The sequence below is a fragment of the Labrys sp. LIt4 genome (genome assembly GCF_017813775.1).
In the GTDB taxonomy this organism is placed as follows: domain Bacteria; phylum Pseudomonadota; class Alphaproteobacteria; order Rhizobiales; family Labraceae; genus Labrys; species Labrys okinawensis_A.
Genome location: NZ_JAGIPY010000004.1, coordinates 401,906 through 418,376, shown reverse-complemented (window position 1 = coordinate 418,376; position 16,471 = coordinate 401,906). Strand labels below are relative to the sequence as shown.

General features: G+C 65.5%; 11 protein-coding genes and 1 pseudogene. 2 read left to right on the top strand and 10 right to left on the bottom strand.

Annotated features, from left to right (window positions below; all coding sequences use genetic code 11):
- Positions 1-27 precede the first annotated feature (27 nt).
- Both ccmA and J8I29_RS10270 read right to left on the bottom strand, forming a co-directional pair.
- A complete protein-coding gene (gene ccmA, locus J8I29_RS10275; RefSeq protein WP_348535999.1) occupies positions 28-648 on the bottom strand; it encodes a heme ABC exporter ATP-binding protein CcmA in 621 nt (206 codons plus the stop codon).
- On the bottom strand, positions 645-1,613 hold the full coding sequence (locus tag J8I29_RS10270) for a KpsF/GutQ family sugar-phosphate isomerase (protein ID WP_105861130.1): 969 nt from the start codon (positions 1,611-1,613) through the stop codon (positions 645-647). Before J8I29_RS10270 ends, ccmA begins: the two co-directional genes overlap by 4 nt.
- A 301-nt stretch (positions 1,614-1,914) precedes the next feature.
- Here J8I29_RS10270 and J8I29_RS10265 point away from each other — a divergent pair, with 301 nt between their 5' ends.
- Together J8I29_RS10265 and J8I29_RS10260 are read left to right on the top strand one after the other, a co-directional pair.
- Positions 1,915-3,105, top strand: coding sequence for a lytic murein transglycosylase (locus J8I29_RS10265; protein WP_209431560.1), 1,191 nt, complete (start codon positions 1,915-1,917; stop codon positions 3,103-3,105).
- Between the two features lie 128 nt (positions 3,106-3,233).
- Positions 3,234-4,373 (top strand): SGNH family hydrolase, encoded by a 1,140-nt coding sequence (locus J8I29_RS10260; protein WP_105861128.1) that lies wholly within the window; start codon positions 3,234-3,236, stop codon positions 4,371-4,373.
- Positions 4,374-4,390: 17 nt separating this feature from the next.
- On the opposite strand, the gene J8I29_RS10255 is transcribed toward J8I29_RS10260, so the two are convergent.
- The 8 genes and pseudogenes from J8I29_RS10255 to J8I29_RS10220 all read right to left on the bottom strand — a co-directional run bounded on the left by J8I29_RS10255 (position 4,391) and on the right by J8I29_RS10220 (position 16,422).
- Complete coding sequence (locus tag J8I29_RS10255) at positions 4,391-5,023, bottom strand: LysE family translocator (RefSeq protein ID WP_209431559.1); 633 nt, start codon at positions 5,021-5,023, stop codon at positions 4,391-4,393.
- 298 nt (positions 5,024-5,321) lie between these two features.
- Positions 5,322-6,746, bottom strand: a complete 1,425-nt coding sequence (locus J8I29_RS10250) for a glutamate synthase subunit beta (RefSeq protein WP_209431558.1) — start codon at positions 6,744-6,746, stop codon at positions 5,322-5,324.
- Between the two features lie 220 nt (positions 6,747-6,966).
- Positions 6,967-11,601: pseudogene (gene gltB, locus J8I29_RS10245) on the bottom strand (glutamate synthase large subunit); the annotation flags it as partial.
- A gap of 605 nt (positions 11,602-12,206) precedes the next feature.
- Positions 12,207-12,593 carry a type II toxin-antitoxin system VapC family toxin gene (locus J8I29_RS10240; RefSeq protein WP_209431556.1) on the bottom strand — a complete coding sequence of 129 codons (387 nt, stop codon included), beginning with the start codon at positions 12,591-12,593 and terminating at the stop codon, positions 12,207-12,209.
- Positions 12,590-12,838 carry a type II toxin-antitoxin system VapB family antitoxin gene (locus J8I29_RS10235; RefSeq protein WP_209431555.1) on the bottom strand — a complete coding sequence of 83 codons (249 nt, stop codon included), beginning with the start codon at positions 12,836-12,838 and terminating at the stop codon, positions 12,590-12,592. Before J8I29_RS10235 ends, J8I29_RS10240 begins: the two co-directional genes overlap by 4 nt.
- A gap of 82 nt (positions 12,839-12,920) precedes the next feature.
- Positions 12,921-13,922 carry an ABC transporter permease gene (locus tag J8I29_RS10230; RefSeq protein WP_209431554.1) on the bottom strand — a complete coding sequence of 334 codons (1,002 nt, stop codon included), beginning with the start codon at positions 13,920-13,922 and terminating at the stop codon, positions 12,921-12,923.
- Positions 13,922-14,929 carry an ABC transporter permease gene (locus J8I29_RS10225; RefSeq protein WP_105861121.1) on the bottom strand — a complete coding sequence of 336 codons (1,008 nt, stop codon included), beginning with the start codon at positions 14,927-14,929 and terminating at the stop codon, positions 13,922-13,924. The genes J8I29_RS10230 and J8I29_RS10225 overlap by 1 nt, the downstream gene beginning before the upstream one ends.
- Complete coding sequence (locus J8I29_RS10220; RefSeq protein ID WP_245196832.1) at positions 14,926-16,422, bottom strand: sugar ABC transporter ATP-binding protein; 1,497 nt, start codon at positions 16,420-16,422, stop codon at positions 14,926-14,928. The genes J8I29_RS10225 and J8I29_RS10220 overlap by 4 nt, the downstream gene beginning before the upstream one ends.
- Between the last annotated feature and the right edge of the window lie 49 nt (positions 16,423-16,471).

Genomic DNA, 16,471 nt, shown 5'->3' with positions numbered 1-16,471 from the left:
AACCGGAGCCCCCTTTTCGGACGATGCTCATGGCGCACCGATGGTGAGGGTCAGGCTCGGTGCCAGGCCGAGGTCGCCATGGGTGGCGGCCAGGATCAGCCCGCCGCCGGCGAGATGCTCGCCCATCAGTTCGGCAAGACGGGCCTGGGTGGCGGTATCGAGCGCCGATGTCGGCTCGTCCAGCAGCCAGACCGGGCGCCGGGACACCAGCAGCCGGCACAGGCTGAGCCGTCGCTTCTGGCCGGCCGACAGATAGGCCGCCGGCAGGTCGATGAGGTGCTCGATGGCGAAGAGATCGAGCGCATCCTCGATCGACCGGTCGGCATCGCCGTAATAGGCACGCCAGAAGCTCAGATTCTCGCGCACGCTGAGGGAGGGTTTCAAGGCATCGGCGTGGCCGCAATAATGCATGTGCTCGGCAGGCCTCTTTTCGGCGTCGCCGCCATCCAGGCGGATCGCCCCTTCCCGGCGCGGCACCAGACCGGCGATCACCCTGAGCAGGCTGGATTTGCCGGCGCCGTTACGGCCCGTCACCGCCACGAGGTCGCCGGCACCGGCGGAAAAGCCGACGGCTTCGAACACGAGCCGTCCGCCCCGCTCGCAGGCGAGGTTCTCGACCGTCAGGCACAGGGGCGGGGCATTGCTCACACGACGCCGATATTCAACAGGTCGAGCATGTGGACGACCCCCATGGGCCGACCGCCTTCCACGGCGAACAGCACGGCGATACGCCTCGTGTCCATCACCTCCATGGCTTCGCTGACCAGGGCGTCGGGACGGATGACCTTGGGCGTGCGCGTCATGATGTCGTCGACCCGCCGCGTCATCAGGTCGTCGCTCATATGGCGCCTCAGATCGCCGTCCGTGGCGATGCCGATCAGCATGCCCGACGCATCGAGGACACCGACGCTGCCGACGCCCTTCCTCGACATCACCAGAATGGCTTCCGACATCAGCGTGCCCTCGGTGACCAGCGGCACCGCATCGCCGGTGCGCATGACGTCCCGCACGAATTTGAGCGAGGCGCCGAGCTTGCCGCCGGGATGGAAGACACGAAAATCGGCGGCGGTGAAACCACGCGATTCGAGCATGGCCATGGCCAGGGCATCGCCCAGCGCCAGGATCATCATGGACGAGGTGGTCGGCGCCTGGCCGTTGGGACAGGCTTCCTTGGCCTGGGGCAGGACCAGGGGCAGGTCCGCCGCCTTGGCCAGGGTGGAGTTCGCCACGGAGGTCACCGCGACCAGGGGCACGTTGAAGCGGGTGGCATAGTCGATGATATCGCCGAGTTCGCGCGTCTCGCCCGACCAGGACAGGGCGATGACGGCGTCGTCGGCGGTTATCATGCCGAGATCGCCATGGCTGGCCTCGCTCGGATGCACGAAGAAGGCCGGCGTGCCGGTCGAGGCGAAGGTCGCGGCGATCTTCTTGCCGATATGGCCCGACTTGCCCATGCCGGTGACGATGACGCGGCCCTTGAGGCGGGAAAAGCGTTCGATGCAGGCGCTGAACACGGGGCCGAGATCGCCTTCGATCGCCTCTGCCAGCGCTTCGAGACCGGCCCTTTCAGTCGCGATGGTGCGCAGGGCCGATTGCTGCGCCGCCTTCACCATGGCATCACCTTGCTTCAAACCTGCCTCGTCATGATTTGTCTCGCGGCGGTGTTTATCACAGAATCGGTAAAGAGAATCAGGATTCGGGAACGCGCCTATGCCAGCCAAGCCTTCAAGTCTCGTTGCAAGCATGGCGCGATACTTTACCTTCCCTCCGATGAGGAGGGGCAGCCCGAAGGGTGGGGGCGGAGCGGCTTTCCTGGCAAGGGAAAGAAAGCTCCATCTGGCACCTCTACAAAGCGGAGCGTCAATTCACCCGAGGCTTCGCCTCGCCCCTCCCCATCGGGGTGAGGGTACGAGGTTGGCACGCCTCGCCTGTCTCGGAGGCCTTCTCGCCTCTCTCGGGCTGGCCTCCCCGGCCCACGCCGACAGCTATCTGAACTTCGTCACCGCGCTATGGCCGCGGGCCGAGAAGGCCGGCATTTCCCGCGAGACCTTCGATGCCGCCTTTGCCGGTCTCGGCGTCGACCCCAAGGTCGTTTCGCTGGCGGGCACCCAGCCCGAATTCAACCAGACCATCCGCGCCTATGTCGAGAGCCGCCTGAGCGCCGACCGCATCGCCCAGGGCAAGGCGATGGCGCAGCGCTGGAAATCATGGCTCGACAAGGCCGAGGAACGCTACGGTGTCGATCGCTATGTCATTCTCGCCATCTGGTCGCTGGAGAGCAATTACGGCGCCTCGCCGGGCAATTCCGACACCATCCGCTCGCTCACCACGCTGGCCTGCTGCACGGCCAAGCGCCCCGAGCTCTTCCGTGACGAATTGATCGACGCACTCCGGATCCTGCAGGAGCACGACATCACGCCGCGCGGCATGACCGGTTCCTGGGCAGGCGCCTTGGGCCAGGTGCAGTTCATGCCCTCCAGCTTCCTGAAATATGCGGTCGACATGGATGGCGACGGCAAGCGCGACATCTGGAACGAGGAACCCGACGTGATCGGCTCGATCGCCAACTACCTCAAGATGCACGACTGGGATGCCGGCAAGCGTTGGGGCTATGAGGTGAAGCTGCCGGCCAGGTTCGATTTCACCGCCATCAATGCCCATGACGGCGGCCCCGTCGCCGCCTGGGCCAAGCTCGGCGTCGCCAGGGTCGACGGCAAGCCGCTGCCGGAGGACGGCAAGGCCTGGCTGTTCCTGCCGGCCGGAGCCAAGGGACCGGCCTTTCTGACCTTCCAGAACTATTGGGCGATCAAGACCTACAACATCTCCGATTCCTACACGCTGTCGGTCGGCCTGCTCGCCGACCGCATCCGCGGCATCGCCTCGCTGCAAGGCCGCTGGCCGGCCCAGGAGACCACGCTCAATCGCGCGCAGATCACGGCGATGCAGAAAAAGCTGAAGGCGCTCGGCTATCCCATCGAGACGATCGACGGCAAGATCGGACCGGCGGCGAGGGCGGCCTTGCGCACCTGGCAGGCCAAGGCGGGGCTGGTGGCAGACGGCTATCCAACCCCCGCCGTGTTGCAGAAATTGAGCGCCACGCCCTGATGCGTGTTAGGGTGGGCACCCGTGCGGGGGGCTGGTCGCCGGACCAGCCCGATGTCGCGGCGCCCTCCGGGTGGGCGACAAGAGGCGGCTCTGAAGACCCGCCCCCCGCGCGAAACCGGAGACCGGCCTTGAAGCAGCGCCTCCTCCTGATCGCTCTGTTCGTGCTGGCGGCCATCGTGCTGTCGCAGCGCCACGTCATGGCCCGCGACGGCGGAGACACGCCCGGCGAAGCCCTGCGCCAATATCAGGAAATGCAGAACAGGGTGCGCCAGCAGAATGCCCGGCCGGCCCCAGCCCGCCGCACCAAGGTCCGCGCCTCGCCCTTTGCCATGCCCAAGCCGGCCAAGGTCGCGCCGGCACCGGCCGTGCCGCCTTCCTCCTTCGTGCATGTCATCGGCGATTCCATGGCGGACCAGCTCGCCGCCGGGCTGACGGATGTCCTGGATGACCGGCCCGATATCGCCATCGTCCGCAATGCCAAGGCCGATAGCGGCCTGGTGCGCAACGATTTCTACGACTGGAACAAGGGCGTCGCCGACCTCCTCGCCGCCAACGCCCAGATCGATGCCGTGGTGATCCTGATCGGTTCCAACGACCGCCAGACCATCCGGGAGAACGGCACCCGTCTCGACCCGGAATCGGACGAATGGGAGGCCGCCTATCGCAAACGCATCGATGCGCTGATCGCGCCCCTGAAAGCCCGCGGCGTCAAGATCTTCTGGGTCGGCCTACCGCCGATGCGCAGCGACGCGCTCAGCGCCGCCATGGTGCGCTTCAACAGCCTCTATCGCAGCCAGGTCACCGCAGCGGGCGGCATCTATGTCGACATCTGGGACGGCTTCGTCAATTCGGACGGATCCTATGCCGCCAGCGGCACCGGGCTGGATGGCCAGCCGGCGCGCCTGCGTAAGGCCGACGGCGTGCATTTCTCCGATGAAGGCGCCAAGCTGGCAGCGCATTTCCTCGAAAGCGACCTGAGACGCCTGCTCGGGGAGGCGCCGCCGGCACCGATGGTCGCGACCGCACCGGTCGCCGAACCCACATCCGAAACCTCCGGTGATTCACCGGCCGAAAAACCTGAATATGGCCCGGTCCTGCCGCTCGACGCCTATGAAACCGCGCCCGGCGGCCAGTTGCTCGGCGGCGGCACTCCCAAACCGGGCGGCGCCGACCCCAGCGTCGCCAAGGTGCTGGGACAGGGTGAAAGCCTACCTCCGCGCGAAGGCCGCGCCGACGACTTCCGCTGGCCCGCCCAGGCCATGCCCTGAAGAAAGCGCATTGCCCCTCACCGCCGCGCGGTGTCGAGCGCCATGCGAGCCGCGAGGCCCATCAGCACCGTGCCCATCAGCCAGCGTTGCACCGACGTCCACAGCGGCCGGCCAGCGAGAAAGGCCGAAATCGTGCCCGCCATCATGACGAAGCAGGCATTGAAGAAGGCGCTGACCAGGATCTGGATGGCGCCGAGCTGCATGGTCTGGCCGAGCACGAATCCGGAATGATCGACGAATTGCGGCAGCAGCGAAAGATAGAGGGCCGCGACCTTGGGATTGAGCAGGCTGGTGAACAGGCCCATGCCGTAGAGCCGCCGTACCGAATCCGGCTTGAGCGCACGAACCTCGAAGGGTGAACGGCCGCCCGGCTTCAGCGCCTGCCAGGCCATCCAGGCAAGATAGGCCGCGCCGGCAATGCGCAGGGCGTCATAGGCGTAGGGCACAGCGAACAGCAGGGCCGTGATGCCGAATGCGGCCAGCAGCATGTAGATCACGAAGCCGGTGACGACCCCCACAAGCGAGATCAGCCCGGCGATGCGCCCCTGGCAGATCGAGCGCGAGACGAGATAGGCCATGTTGGGGCCAGGCGTCAGCACCATGCCGACGGCGATGGCGGTGAAGGCGAGAATGGTGGTGAGGGAGAGCATGGCGGGAACCTCGGACTTTCCCTTTCTACGTGCCTTGCTCCCGCCCCTACAAGCATCCGCCGGCACTCATCATCACTTTGAATGAAGACGTCAAAATAGGTGATGGGAGAACAGGGCGCGTGTTTGCACGGCGCCTGAGCTTTGTCGAATTATGCAGGGTTGTGCTGCCCCTCACCGTACCTCTCCCGGGAAAAACGGGGACATCGAGGACGGATTTGACGATGTTCTGTCGCGGATCGATCTGCGACAGAACATGGCTTCGAACACCTTGATAGCAGTGGTCGTCGGCCTCTCCAGCTCAGCGCGGCAGCGTCGTCGCGCCCATCAGCGCCTCGTCGATGGCACGCGCAGCCTGGCGGCCCTCGCGGATGGCCCAGACCACCAGCGACTGGCCGCGGCGCATGTCGCCGGCGGCATAGACCTTGTCCATCGAGGTGCGATAATCCCGGTCGGTAGCCGCGACATTGCCACGCTTGTCGAGCTCGACGCCCGACTGGTCGATCATGCCCGCCTTGACCGGGCCGGTGAAGCCGAGGGCGATGAACACCGCATCGGCCCTGAGCACGGTCTCCGTGCCCTCGATCGGCCGGCGCTTTTCATCGGCGCGGGCGATCTTCACGCCGGTGACCCGGCCGTTCTTGCCGACGATACCGAGCGTGACCGCCTGGAACTCGCGTTCGGCGCCTTCGGCCTGCGAGGAGGAGGTGCGCATCTTGGTCGGCCAGTAGGGCCAGATCGCCAGCTTGTCCTCCTTCTCGGGCGGACGCGGCCGGATGTCGAGCTGCGTCACCGAGATGGCGCCCTGGCGGAAGGAGGTACCGACGCAGTCCGAGGCTGTGTCGCCGCCGCCGATCACCACGACATGCTTGCCGGTGGTCAGGAGCGGTTCTTCCCGGGAAATGTCCTCGCCGCCGACGCGGCGATTGCTCTGCACCAGATAGGGCATGGCGAAATGCACGCCCTCGAGCTCGGCGCCCGGCAGGGCCGGATCGCGCGGGGTCTCGGCGCCGCCTGCCATCAGCACGGCGTCATGGCCGGATTTGAGATCGGCGAAGCTCATGGTCACGCCGATATTGACGCCATAGTGGAAGGTGACGCCCTCGGCCTCCATCTGGCGCACGCGCCGATCGATGTGGTGCTTTTCCATCTTGAAGTCGGGAATGCCGTAGCGCAGCAGGCCGCCGGCGGCGGGCTCGCGTTCATAGACATGCACGTCATGGCCGGCCCGGGCGAGCTGCTGGGCGGCCGCCAGGCCGGCAGGGCCGGAGCCGACGACGGCAACCTTCTTGCCGGTCTTCACCTTGGCGATCTCGGGCTGGATCCAGCCCATGGCCCAGGCCTTGTCGGCGATCGACTGCTCGATGGTCTTGATGGTGACCGGCATGTCCTCGAGGTTGAGCGTGCAGGCCTCCTCACAAGGCGCCGGGCAGATGCGGCCGGTGAATTCGGGGAAGTTGTTGGTGGTGTGCAGGTTGCGCGCCGCCTCCTCCCAGTCGCCGTGATAGACGAGGTCGTTCCAGTCCGGGATCTGGTTGTTCACCGGGCAGCCCGTCGGGCCGTGGCAATAGGGCACGCCGCAATCCATGCAACGCGCCGCCTGCTTGCCGACATCCTTGTCGTCGAGCGGAAGGGTGAATTCGCGGTAGTGGCGGATGCGGTCGGCGGCCGGAAGATACTTCTGGTCCTGCCGATCGATCTCGAGAAATCCTGTTGCCTTGCCCATATCAGTTCCCAAAAAGTTTTTATCGAGCCCTGCCGAGAACGTCGCGCTGCCCCTCACCTTACCTCTCCCCGCAAGAGCGGGGCGAGGGGACTTCAGCGTGGTGTCTCATTCCGCCCGTTCATCATCTCGCACGACGCTTGCCAACCCCTCGCCCCGCTCTTGCGGGGAGAGGGTAAGGGTGAGGGGCGGCGCAAACCCTAGTGTGCGCCCCGTCCCTTTCTCACTCCGCCGCCATCATGGTGCGGGCTTTTTCCATCTCGCGCAGGGCGCGGCGATATTCGACCGGCATCACCTTGACGAAGCGGGTGCGATAGGTGGCCCAATCGTCCAGCATGGTCTTGGCAAGCGTCGAGCCCGTGTAATGCAGGTGGTTCTCGATCATCTTGCGCAGGCGTTCCTCGTCGTAGCGGCCCATGTCGCCGGATACGTCGATGCGGCCCTTGAACTCGAGGTCGCCGCCATGATGGTGCAGGCGCTCCATCAGGTCCTCTTCCTCTTCCACCGGCTCGAGGTCGACCATGGAGAGGTTGCAGCGTTTGGCGAAGCTCTGGTCCTCGTCATAGACATAGGCGACGCCGCCGGACATGCCGGCCGCGAAGTTACGGCCCGTCTGGCCGAGCACGACCACCACGCCGCCGGTCATGTATTCGCAGCCATGGTCGCCGGTGCCTTCCACCACCGCCGCAGCGCCCGAATTGCGCACCGCGAAACGCTCGCCCGCCACGCCACGGAAATAGCACTCGCCCGCGATGGCGCCGTAGAGCACGGTATTGCCGACGATGATCGACTTCTCCGGCACGGCCTGCGTCTCTTCGCTCGGCTTGATGATGATGCGGCCGCCGGACAGGCCTTTGCCGACATAATCGTTGGCCTGGCCCACCAGTGTCAAGTCGATGCCGGCCGCCAGGAAGGAACCGAAGCTCTGGCCGGCCGTGCCGGTCAGGTTCACCTTGATGGTGCCGTCGGGCAGGCCTTCATAGCCGTAGCGCGAGGCGACCTCGCCCGAGAGCATGGCGCCGGCCGTGCGGTCGACATTGGTGATCTTGCCCTCGATGGTGACCTCGCGGCCGTAATCGAGCGCCGGCGCAGCCTCGGCGATGAAGCTGCGGTCGAGCACGCTGTCGATCGGGTGCTTCTGCTTCTCCTCGTGGCGGATGCCGACATTGGCCGGCACGTCCACCTTGTGGAAGAGCTTGGTGAAGTCGAGCCCCTTGGCCTTCCAGTGGTCGATCGCGTCCTGCTTGTCGAGCAGGTCGGAGCGGCCGATCAGATCGTCGAGCTTGCGGAAGCCGAGCTCGGCCATCAATTCGCGCACTTCCTCGGCCACGAAGAAGAAATAGTTGATGATGTGCTCGGGCGTGCCCTTGAAGCGCTTGCGCAGCACGGGGTCCTGCGTCGCCACGCCCACCGGGCAGGTGTTGAGGTGGCATTTGCGCATCATGATGCAGCCGGCCGCGATCAGCGGCGCGGTGGAGAAGCCGAATTCGTCGGCCCCGAGCAGCGCGCCGATGACGACGTCGCGGCCCGTGCGCAGGCCGCCATCGACCTGCAGCCTGACGCGCGAGCGCAGGCGGTTGAGCACCAGCGTCTGCTGGGTCTCGGCCAGGCCCGTCTCCCAGGGGCTGCCGGCATGCTTGATCGAGGTCAGCGGCGAAGCGCCGGTACCGCCTTCGAAGCCGGAGATGGTGATGTGGTCGGCGCGCGCCTTGGCGACGCCAGCGGCAACGGTGCCGACGCCGACTTCCGAGACCAGCTTGACCGAGACATCCGCCGCCGGATTGACGTTCTTCAGATCGAAGATCAGCTGCGCCAGGTCCTCGATCGAATAGATGTCGTGATGCGGCGGCGGTGAGATCAGGCCGACGCCGGGGGTCGAGTGGCGCACCTTGGCGATGACGGCATCGACCTTGTGGCCCGGCAGCTGCCCGCCCTCGCCGGGCTTGGCACCCTGCGCGACCTTGATCTGCATCATGTCGGCATTGACCAGATATTCGGCGGTGACGCCGAAGCGGCCGGAGGCGACCTGCTTGATGGCCGAGCGCTTGGAGCGCCCGTCCGGCAGGGTCTTGAAGCGCTCGGCCTCCTCGCCGCCCTCGCCGGTGTTGGACTTTCCGCCGATGGCGTTCATGGCGATGGCGAGCGACTCATGGGCCTCGCGGGAGATCGAGCCGAAGGACATCGCGCCGGTGGCGAAGCGCTTCACCAGTTCGCTGGCGGGTTCGACCTCCGCCAGCGGCACCGGGGCCATGCCGCGTTCGCTTGCCGTCTTGATGCGGAACAGGCCGCGGATGGTCTGAAGCTGACCGTTCTGCTGATTCACGGCAGTGGCGAAATCGCGGTAGCGGTCCTGGGCATTGGCGCGCACGGCATGCTGCAGCGTCGCCACGCTGTCCGGCGTCCAGACATGGTCCTCGCCGCGGATGCGGTAGGCATATTCACCGCCGACATCGAGCGCATTGCGGTAGATCGGCGCGTCCGAGAAGGCATCCCTGTGGCGCGCCACGGCCTCGGCGGCGACCTCATCAAGGCCGACCCCCTCGATCATCGTGGCGGTGCCGAAGAAGAATTCGTCGACGAAGGCCGAGCTGAGGCCGATCGCGTCGAAGATCTGCGCGCCGCAATAGGACTGGTAGGTCGAGATGCCCATCTTGGACATCACCTTCAGGATGCCCTTGCCGATCGACTTGATGTAGCGCTTGACCACCTCGTACTCGTCGACTTCCTCGGGGAATTCGAGCTGGGCGTGCAGCGTGGCCAGCGTCTCGAAGGCGAGATAGGGGTTGATCGCCTCGGCGCCATAGCCGGCGAGGCAGCAGAAATGGTGGATCTCGCGGGCTTCGCCGGTCTCCACCACCAGGCCAGCCGCGGTGCGCAGCCCCTTGCGGATGAGATGATGATGCACCGCCGCCGTCGCCAGCAGGGCCGGGATCGGGATGCGGTCCGGGCCGGTCTGTCGGTCCGACAGGATGATGATGTTGTAGCCGCCATGCACCGCCGCCTCGGCGCGCTCGCAGAGCCGCTCGAGCGAACCGCGCATGCCCTCGGCGCCCTGGATGGCCGGATAGGTCATGTCGAGCGTCTTGGTGTCGAAACGCTCCTCGACATGGCCGATGCAGCGGATCTTCTCCAGATCCTCGTTGGTGAGGATGGGCTGGCGCACTTCCAGGCGCTTCTTGCGGGACGTGCCTTCGAGGTCGAGGATGTTCGGACGCGGGCCGATGAAGGACACCAGGCTCATCACCAGTTCCTCGCGGATCGGATCGATCGGCGGGTTGGTGACCTGGGCGAAGTTCTGCTTGAAATAGGTGTAGAGCAGCTTGGACTTGTCGGAGAGCGCCGAGATCGGCGTATCCGTGCCCATCGAGCCCACGGCCTCCTGGCCGGTGGTCGCCATCGGCGGCAGCAGGAGCTTGATGTCTTCCTGGGTGTAGCCGAAGACCTGCTGGCGATCGAGCAGCGACACGTCGGTGCGCGAGGCGCGCGCCTCGACCGGGCGCAGGTCCTCCAGCACGATCTGGGTGCGCTTGAGCCAGTCGCGATAGGGATTGGCGGTGGCGAGCGAGGTCTTCATCTCGTCGTCGGAGACGATGCGGCCTTCCTCCAGGTCGATCAGCAGCATCTTGCCGGGCTGCAGGCGCCACTTCTCGACGATGTCGGCCTCGGGGATCGGCAGCACGCCGAATTCGGAGGCGAGCACGACGAGCCCGTCCTTGGTGACGAGATAGCGGGCGGGCCTGAGGCCGTTGCGGTCGAGCGTGGCCCCGATCTGGCGGCCATCGGTGAAGACCACGGCAGCCGGCCCATCCCAGGGCTCCATCAGCGCGGCGTGATATTCGTAGAAGGCGCGCCGGTCCTCGGACATCAGCGGATTGCCTGCCCAGGCCTCGGGGATCAGCATCATCATGGCATGGGCGAGCGAATAGCCGCCCTGCACCAGGAATTCGAGCGCGTTGTCGAAGCAGGCCGTGTCGGACTGGCCCTCATAGGAGATCGGCCACAGCTTGGAGATGTCGTTGCCGAACAGCTCGGAGTCGACCGAGGCCTGGCGCGCCGCCATCCAGTTCACATTGCCGCGCAGCGTGTTGATTTCGCCATTATGCGCGACCATGCGGTAGGGGTGGGCCAGCGTCCAGCTCGGGAAGGTGTTGGTCGAGAAGCGCTGATGCACCAGGGCGATGGCGCTCTGGAAGCGCTCGTCGGTGAGGTCCTTGAAATAGTCGCCGAGCTGGGTGGCGAGCAGCATGCCCTTATAGGTGATGGTGCGGCTCGAGACGGAGACGGGATAGAAACCCGCCGTCACCGGCCGGCGCTCGACATCGTTGTAGATGACGTTGGAGATCACCTTGCGGATGATGAAGAGACGGCGCTCGAACTCGTCCTGATCGGGCGTGGCGGGCGAGCGGCCGATGAAGGCCTGCATGTGGATCGGCTCGGTCGGCAGCACGCTTTCGCCCAGGCCCGAATTGTCCACGGGCACGGCGCGCCAGCCCAGGAACACCTCGCCTTCCTCGGCCACGACTTTCTCCACCACGCGCATGGCATGCACGCGGCCTTCCTCGTTGCGCGGCAGGAAGAAGAAGCCGACGGCGTAATCGCCGGGCGCCGGCAGTTCGAAGCCCAGATTGGCGCATTCGGCGGCGAAGAAATCGTGCGGGATCTGCACGAGCATGCCGCAGCCGTCACCCGCCTTAGGATCGGCGCCGACAGCGCCGCGATGGTCGAGATTGTGCAGGATCTGCAGCGCCTGGCTGATGATCTTGTGGCTCTTGCGGTTCTTCATGTCGGCGATGAAGCCGACGCCGCAGGCATCCTTCTCATTGGCCGGATCATAGAGGCCCTGGGCCTGCGGCAGGCCGGGATCGCGCAGGACGGGCGCACGCCTCGCTTTGGGATCTTTCGTCACGGTGGCATTCGTTTTCGTCGCAGCGTCGATCGCCGCTGCCGAAACCGTCTGCTGTCCGTGTTGGAAGATCGCGCTCATCGCCTGTTTCCTCTTCGCCTCAATCACCTGTTTGCCGTCAACCCACACACCCGCCCGCTCATCGCCTGCCCATGCAAGGGTCGGGCCGCGACTATGCCGCCGGATTGTGAAAGCTGTCACTCAATTGTGCACCGCTTCGCGCTGAAACGCGAATGTGGCGTTCTTGCCATACGGCCAAGCCGGGCCTGTGGGCCATCTTCGGCTGGTCCGCGGGCTGCCGCGGAAGGCGGCAGCATCCATAATGGGACAGCATGGCTGTCCTAATATGGATGGCTGACATGGCATAATTCCAAGCTGGGGACAAGCATATAAAAGCGTCAGCGCGACTTTTTCTTGCGCGCAACCCCAGCGCGGCAGCAAGAAACGAAATGTGATCACATCGAAGCAAGACAGAGAGTTCTGAAAAAACGCCATCATGGCGAGATCTTGTCAAGCGATGCGAAACTGTTTCGTGCGGGGCAGGACATCAAACCGCCCCGTCAGGCGATGCCGATATCCGTCTGGCTGAAATCATTGCCCTTGAACAGGAGCGGCTCGCCCATGGCCTTGGCCAAGGCGTAGGAAAAGCAGTCCCCGAAATTCAGGCCGGCCTTGTGACGACCCCTGCCGAAGTCGAGAAAGGCCTGGCGGGCCAGTTCCCCTTGGTCGATCGTAACCGGTTCGACGACGATGCCGGCGCGACGAAAAAAAGCCTCCGCCTGCCGCATTCCTTCGGAGCCGAGCTGGTTTTCGATGACCATCGACAATTCGACGTAAGTCGCCACGCTAATGCGGCAGATATCTGCGTCGTGAATGAGCCGGACATAGGCCGCCGCTTCCGGTTCGCGATAGAGAATGGCGACGACGGCCGAGGTATCGAGGATCATTTCGGCAGGCCTTTTTCGTCGTAGAGCAGGTCGGCATGATCGGCATAGGGTTGCCGCACATGCAGGGCGGCCCGATCGGCGATGGCCAGCAACTCGGCGACGCTTGCCTTGGCCTTGCGCTGTTCGATCCTGGCAAGACTGTCGCGCAGGGCCTCGATGACCACGCGCGTCATGTTCTGGCCCGTGGCACGGGAAATGGCCTGCGCCAGCCGATAGGCCTCGGGGTCCTTGATGTTGAGGCTCATCACAACCCCCATTCTAGAAAGATTCCTAAATTTCTACCTTTCTACCTCACCTGTCAACCGACACGGCTTCGAAAGCCCGGCGCTAGACCCGCAGCCCGAGGATTCGCCGCACGATGATCGGCAGGGCGATCGCCGCCACCAGCAGGACGCCGAGAATGACGGCGATGACGATGCCGGGAACATTGATCAGCGTCAGGCCGAAGGTGGTGAGGCCGAGCACGAAGACGGCGATCACCACGCCCGGCATGGTGCCCGAGCCGCCGGCGATCGAGATGCCGCCGAGCACCACCATGGTCACCACTTCGAGCTCCCAGCCCAGCGCGATATTGGGCCGGGTCGAGCCGATGCGGGCGGTGAGCAAAGCCGACGCCAGCCCGGCGAGCAGGCCCGTCAGCACGAAGATGAGGAAGCGGATGCGATTGACCGGGATGCCCGAGAAGCGTGCCGCCACCGGATTGTTGCCGATGGCATAGAGTATGCGCCCCCACACGGTGTAATGCACCACGACGGTGAACAGCACAGCCAGGGCCAGGAAGAGGATGAAGGCGAGATAGAGCGGCGGTTCCTGGATGATGTAGAGCTGGGCGAGGTTGGTGTATTCCTCCGGATAGGTGGTGATCGCCTGGTCCCCCAGCACGACCTGGGCAATGCCGCGATAAAGCGACATCGTGCCGATGGTGACCACGATCGAAGGCAGGCCGAAGCCGGTGACCAGCCAGCCGTTGAAAGCGCCGCAGACGATGCCGACGCCAAGGCCGATGGCGATCAGCACGCCCGGCCCGTAGCCAGCCTGCGCCCCATAGCCGATGGCGAGCGAAGCCAGCGCCACGATGGCGGCCACGGACAGGTCGATCTCCCGGGTCAGGATCAGGAGCGCCATGCCGAGGGCGATGATCGCCTTCTCCGAGAAGTTCTGGGTCATGTCGGAGAGGTTGTAGAGATCGAGGAAATAGGGCGAGCCCAGCGCGTTGACCACGATCACCGCCGCCAGCAGCAGGCAGAGAATGGTCTCCCAGCGCAGCAGGCGATCCGCTAGTGCGCGGGGTGCGCGGTCGAGCACCTGATAGCGGGCGGTGTCCGTCATCACCGGGCTCCTTCTCTGGCGGCAGCGCGCCGGCGCGCCTCGGGCAGGATCAGCTTGCCGCCCTTGCGCTCGGCCCGGGCATTGACCACCACGGCTGCCAGGATCACTGCGCCGGAGATCGCCATCTGCCAGAAAGGCGAGACATTGATCACCGGCAGGGCGTTGACCACCACGCCCAGGAACAGCGCCCCGAGCAAGGCGCCGCTGACCGAGCCGATGCCGCCGCCGATCGAGACGCCGCCGATCACGCAGGCCGCGATCACGCTGAGCTCATAGCCGAGCGCGATTTCCGTATAGGCGATGCCGAAACGCGCCACCCATAGATAGCCGCACAGCCCGGACACCGCGCCCGAGAGCGTGAAGACCAGCAATTGCTGGCGGGCGAGATCGATGCCGCAATAGCGCGCCGCCACCGGGTTGCCGCCCACCGCGTAGAGCCCGCGGCCGATGGTGGTGCGCCCGAGGAAGAGAGCCATCGCCACCGCCACCGCGATGGCAAACCAGACCAGGCTCGACAGCCCGAGAAAGGTGGCATGCGGAAAGTTCAGGAAGGCCGGGGTCATCTTGTCGGAGCTGATCCACTTGCCGCCCGAGACGATGAAGACGAGGCCGCGATAGATGGCGAGCGTGCCGAGCGTCACCACGATGGAGGGAATGCCGACCAAGGCGATGAACACGCCGTTGAGGAAACCGAAGAAGGTGCCGACGGCGATGGCGACGAGGATGACCAGGCCGATCGGCAGATCGGGCGCTGCAATCGAAAAGAGCGCGGCGACCATGCCGCTGAGCGCCAGATTGGCCGCCACCGACAGATCGATGCCGCGAATGAGGATCACCGTCATCTGCGCCAGGGCCAGCATGGCGAGGATGGCGGTATCCTTGAGCACGCCCATCAGGCTGTCGGCGCTCAGGAAGACCGGCGCCCTCATGCCGATGGCGAGGACCATGCCGGCCACGATGAGAGCAAGGATGATCTCGCGGGCATAGCGGCGCCACAAAGTTTTCATGCATGCCCTCCCGTGGCTGCCGTGACGATGGCGGCGGCGTCCATTTCGGCGCGCGCGAATTCCTTCACGATGCGCCCCTCATGCATCACCAGGATGCGGTCGGACATGCCCATCACTTCCGGCAGTTCGGAAGAGATCAGCACCACGGCAAGGCCCTCGGCGGCCAGATCCACCATGAAATCGTGCACGGCGGCCTTGGAGCCGACGTCGATACCCTTGGTCGGTTCGTCCAGGATGATGACCTTGGGATTGGTGGCGAGCCATTTGGCGATCACCACCTTCTGCTGGTTGCCGCCGGAGAGTTCCTGCAGTTTCTGGTCCCAGGAGGCGGCCTTCACCGCCAGCCTCGTGCCGAGCCGGCGCGTATCGGCGATCTCCGAGCGCAGGCTGAGGAAGCCGAGGCGGGCATGGCGCATCAGGCTCGCCAATGTGGTGTTCTCGCGCACGCCGAAGGGCAGCACCGCGCCCTGGATCTGGCGGTCCTCCGGCACATAGGCGATGCCGGCGGCGATGGCATCGGCGGGGCTTCTGATCGCAAGCGCCTTGCCGCGCACGAGGATCTCGCCCTTGTCGAGCCGGGAAAGCCCGAACACCGCCTGCATCGCTTCGGACCGGCCGGCGCCGACCAGCCCGTAAAGGCCGAGGATCTCGCCCTGGCGCAGCGTGAAGGAGATCTCGGCGAACTCGCTGTCATTGGCGAGGTCCCTGACCTCGAGCGCCACCTCGCCGATCGGCACCTCGCGTTTGGGAAAGACCTGGTCGATCGAACGGCCGACCATCAGACGGACGAGTTGCGCCGGGGTCGCCTCGCTGATCGCGCCATCGCCGACATATTCGCCGTCGCGCAGGCAGAGCCAGCGGTCGGCGACGCGGAAGATCTCCTCGAATTTGTGGCTGATGAACAGGATAGCCCGTCCCTCGGCCTTGAGCTGGTCGATGATGCGGAAGAGATCGTCGATCTCGCGGGCCGAGAGCGCCGCCGTCGGCTCGTCCATGATGACGATGCGCGCCTCATGGGATAGCGCGCGGGCGATCTCGACCAGATGTTTCTGGGCCACGCTCAGGGCCTTCAGCGGCTCGCCCGGATCGATGTCGGCATCGAGCCGCTTCAGCAGGTCGCGCGTGCGGGCATGCACGCTGCTCCAGTCCACCAGCCCGCCGGCCCCCTTCGGCATATGGCCCATGAAGACGTTCTCGGCGACCGAGAGCTCGTCGAACATGATGGTTTCCTGGTGGATGGCGGTGATGCCGGCCGCCCAGGCGTCACGCGGGCTCGAAAAATGCAGCGCCTGCCCGCCCACCCGTAGTTCGCCCTCGTCCGGCGTGTAGATGCCTGTGAGGATCTTCACGATGGTGGACTTGCCGGCACCGTTCTCCCCGAGCAGCGCCGTGACTTCCCCGGGATGGAGAGCGAGCTTGACGTCATGCAGCGCCCTCACGCCGGGAAAACGCTTGGAGACGCCGGAAAGGGAAAGCAGGGGAGTGGAGGTCATGAAACAGTCCGGCAAGGAAACGCTGCCATCCCGAATGAGGCGCGACAGG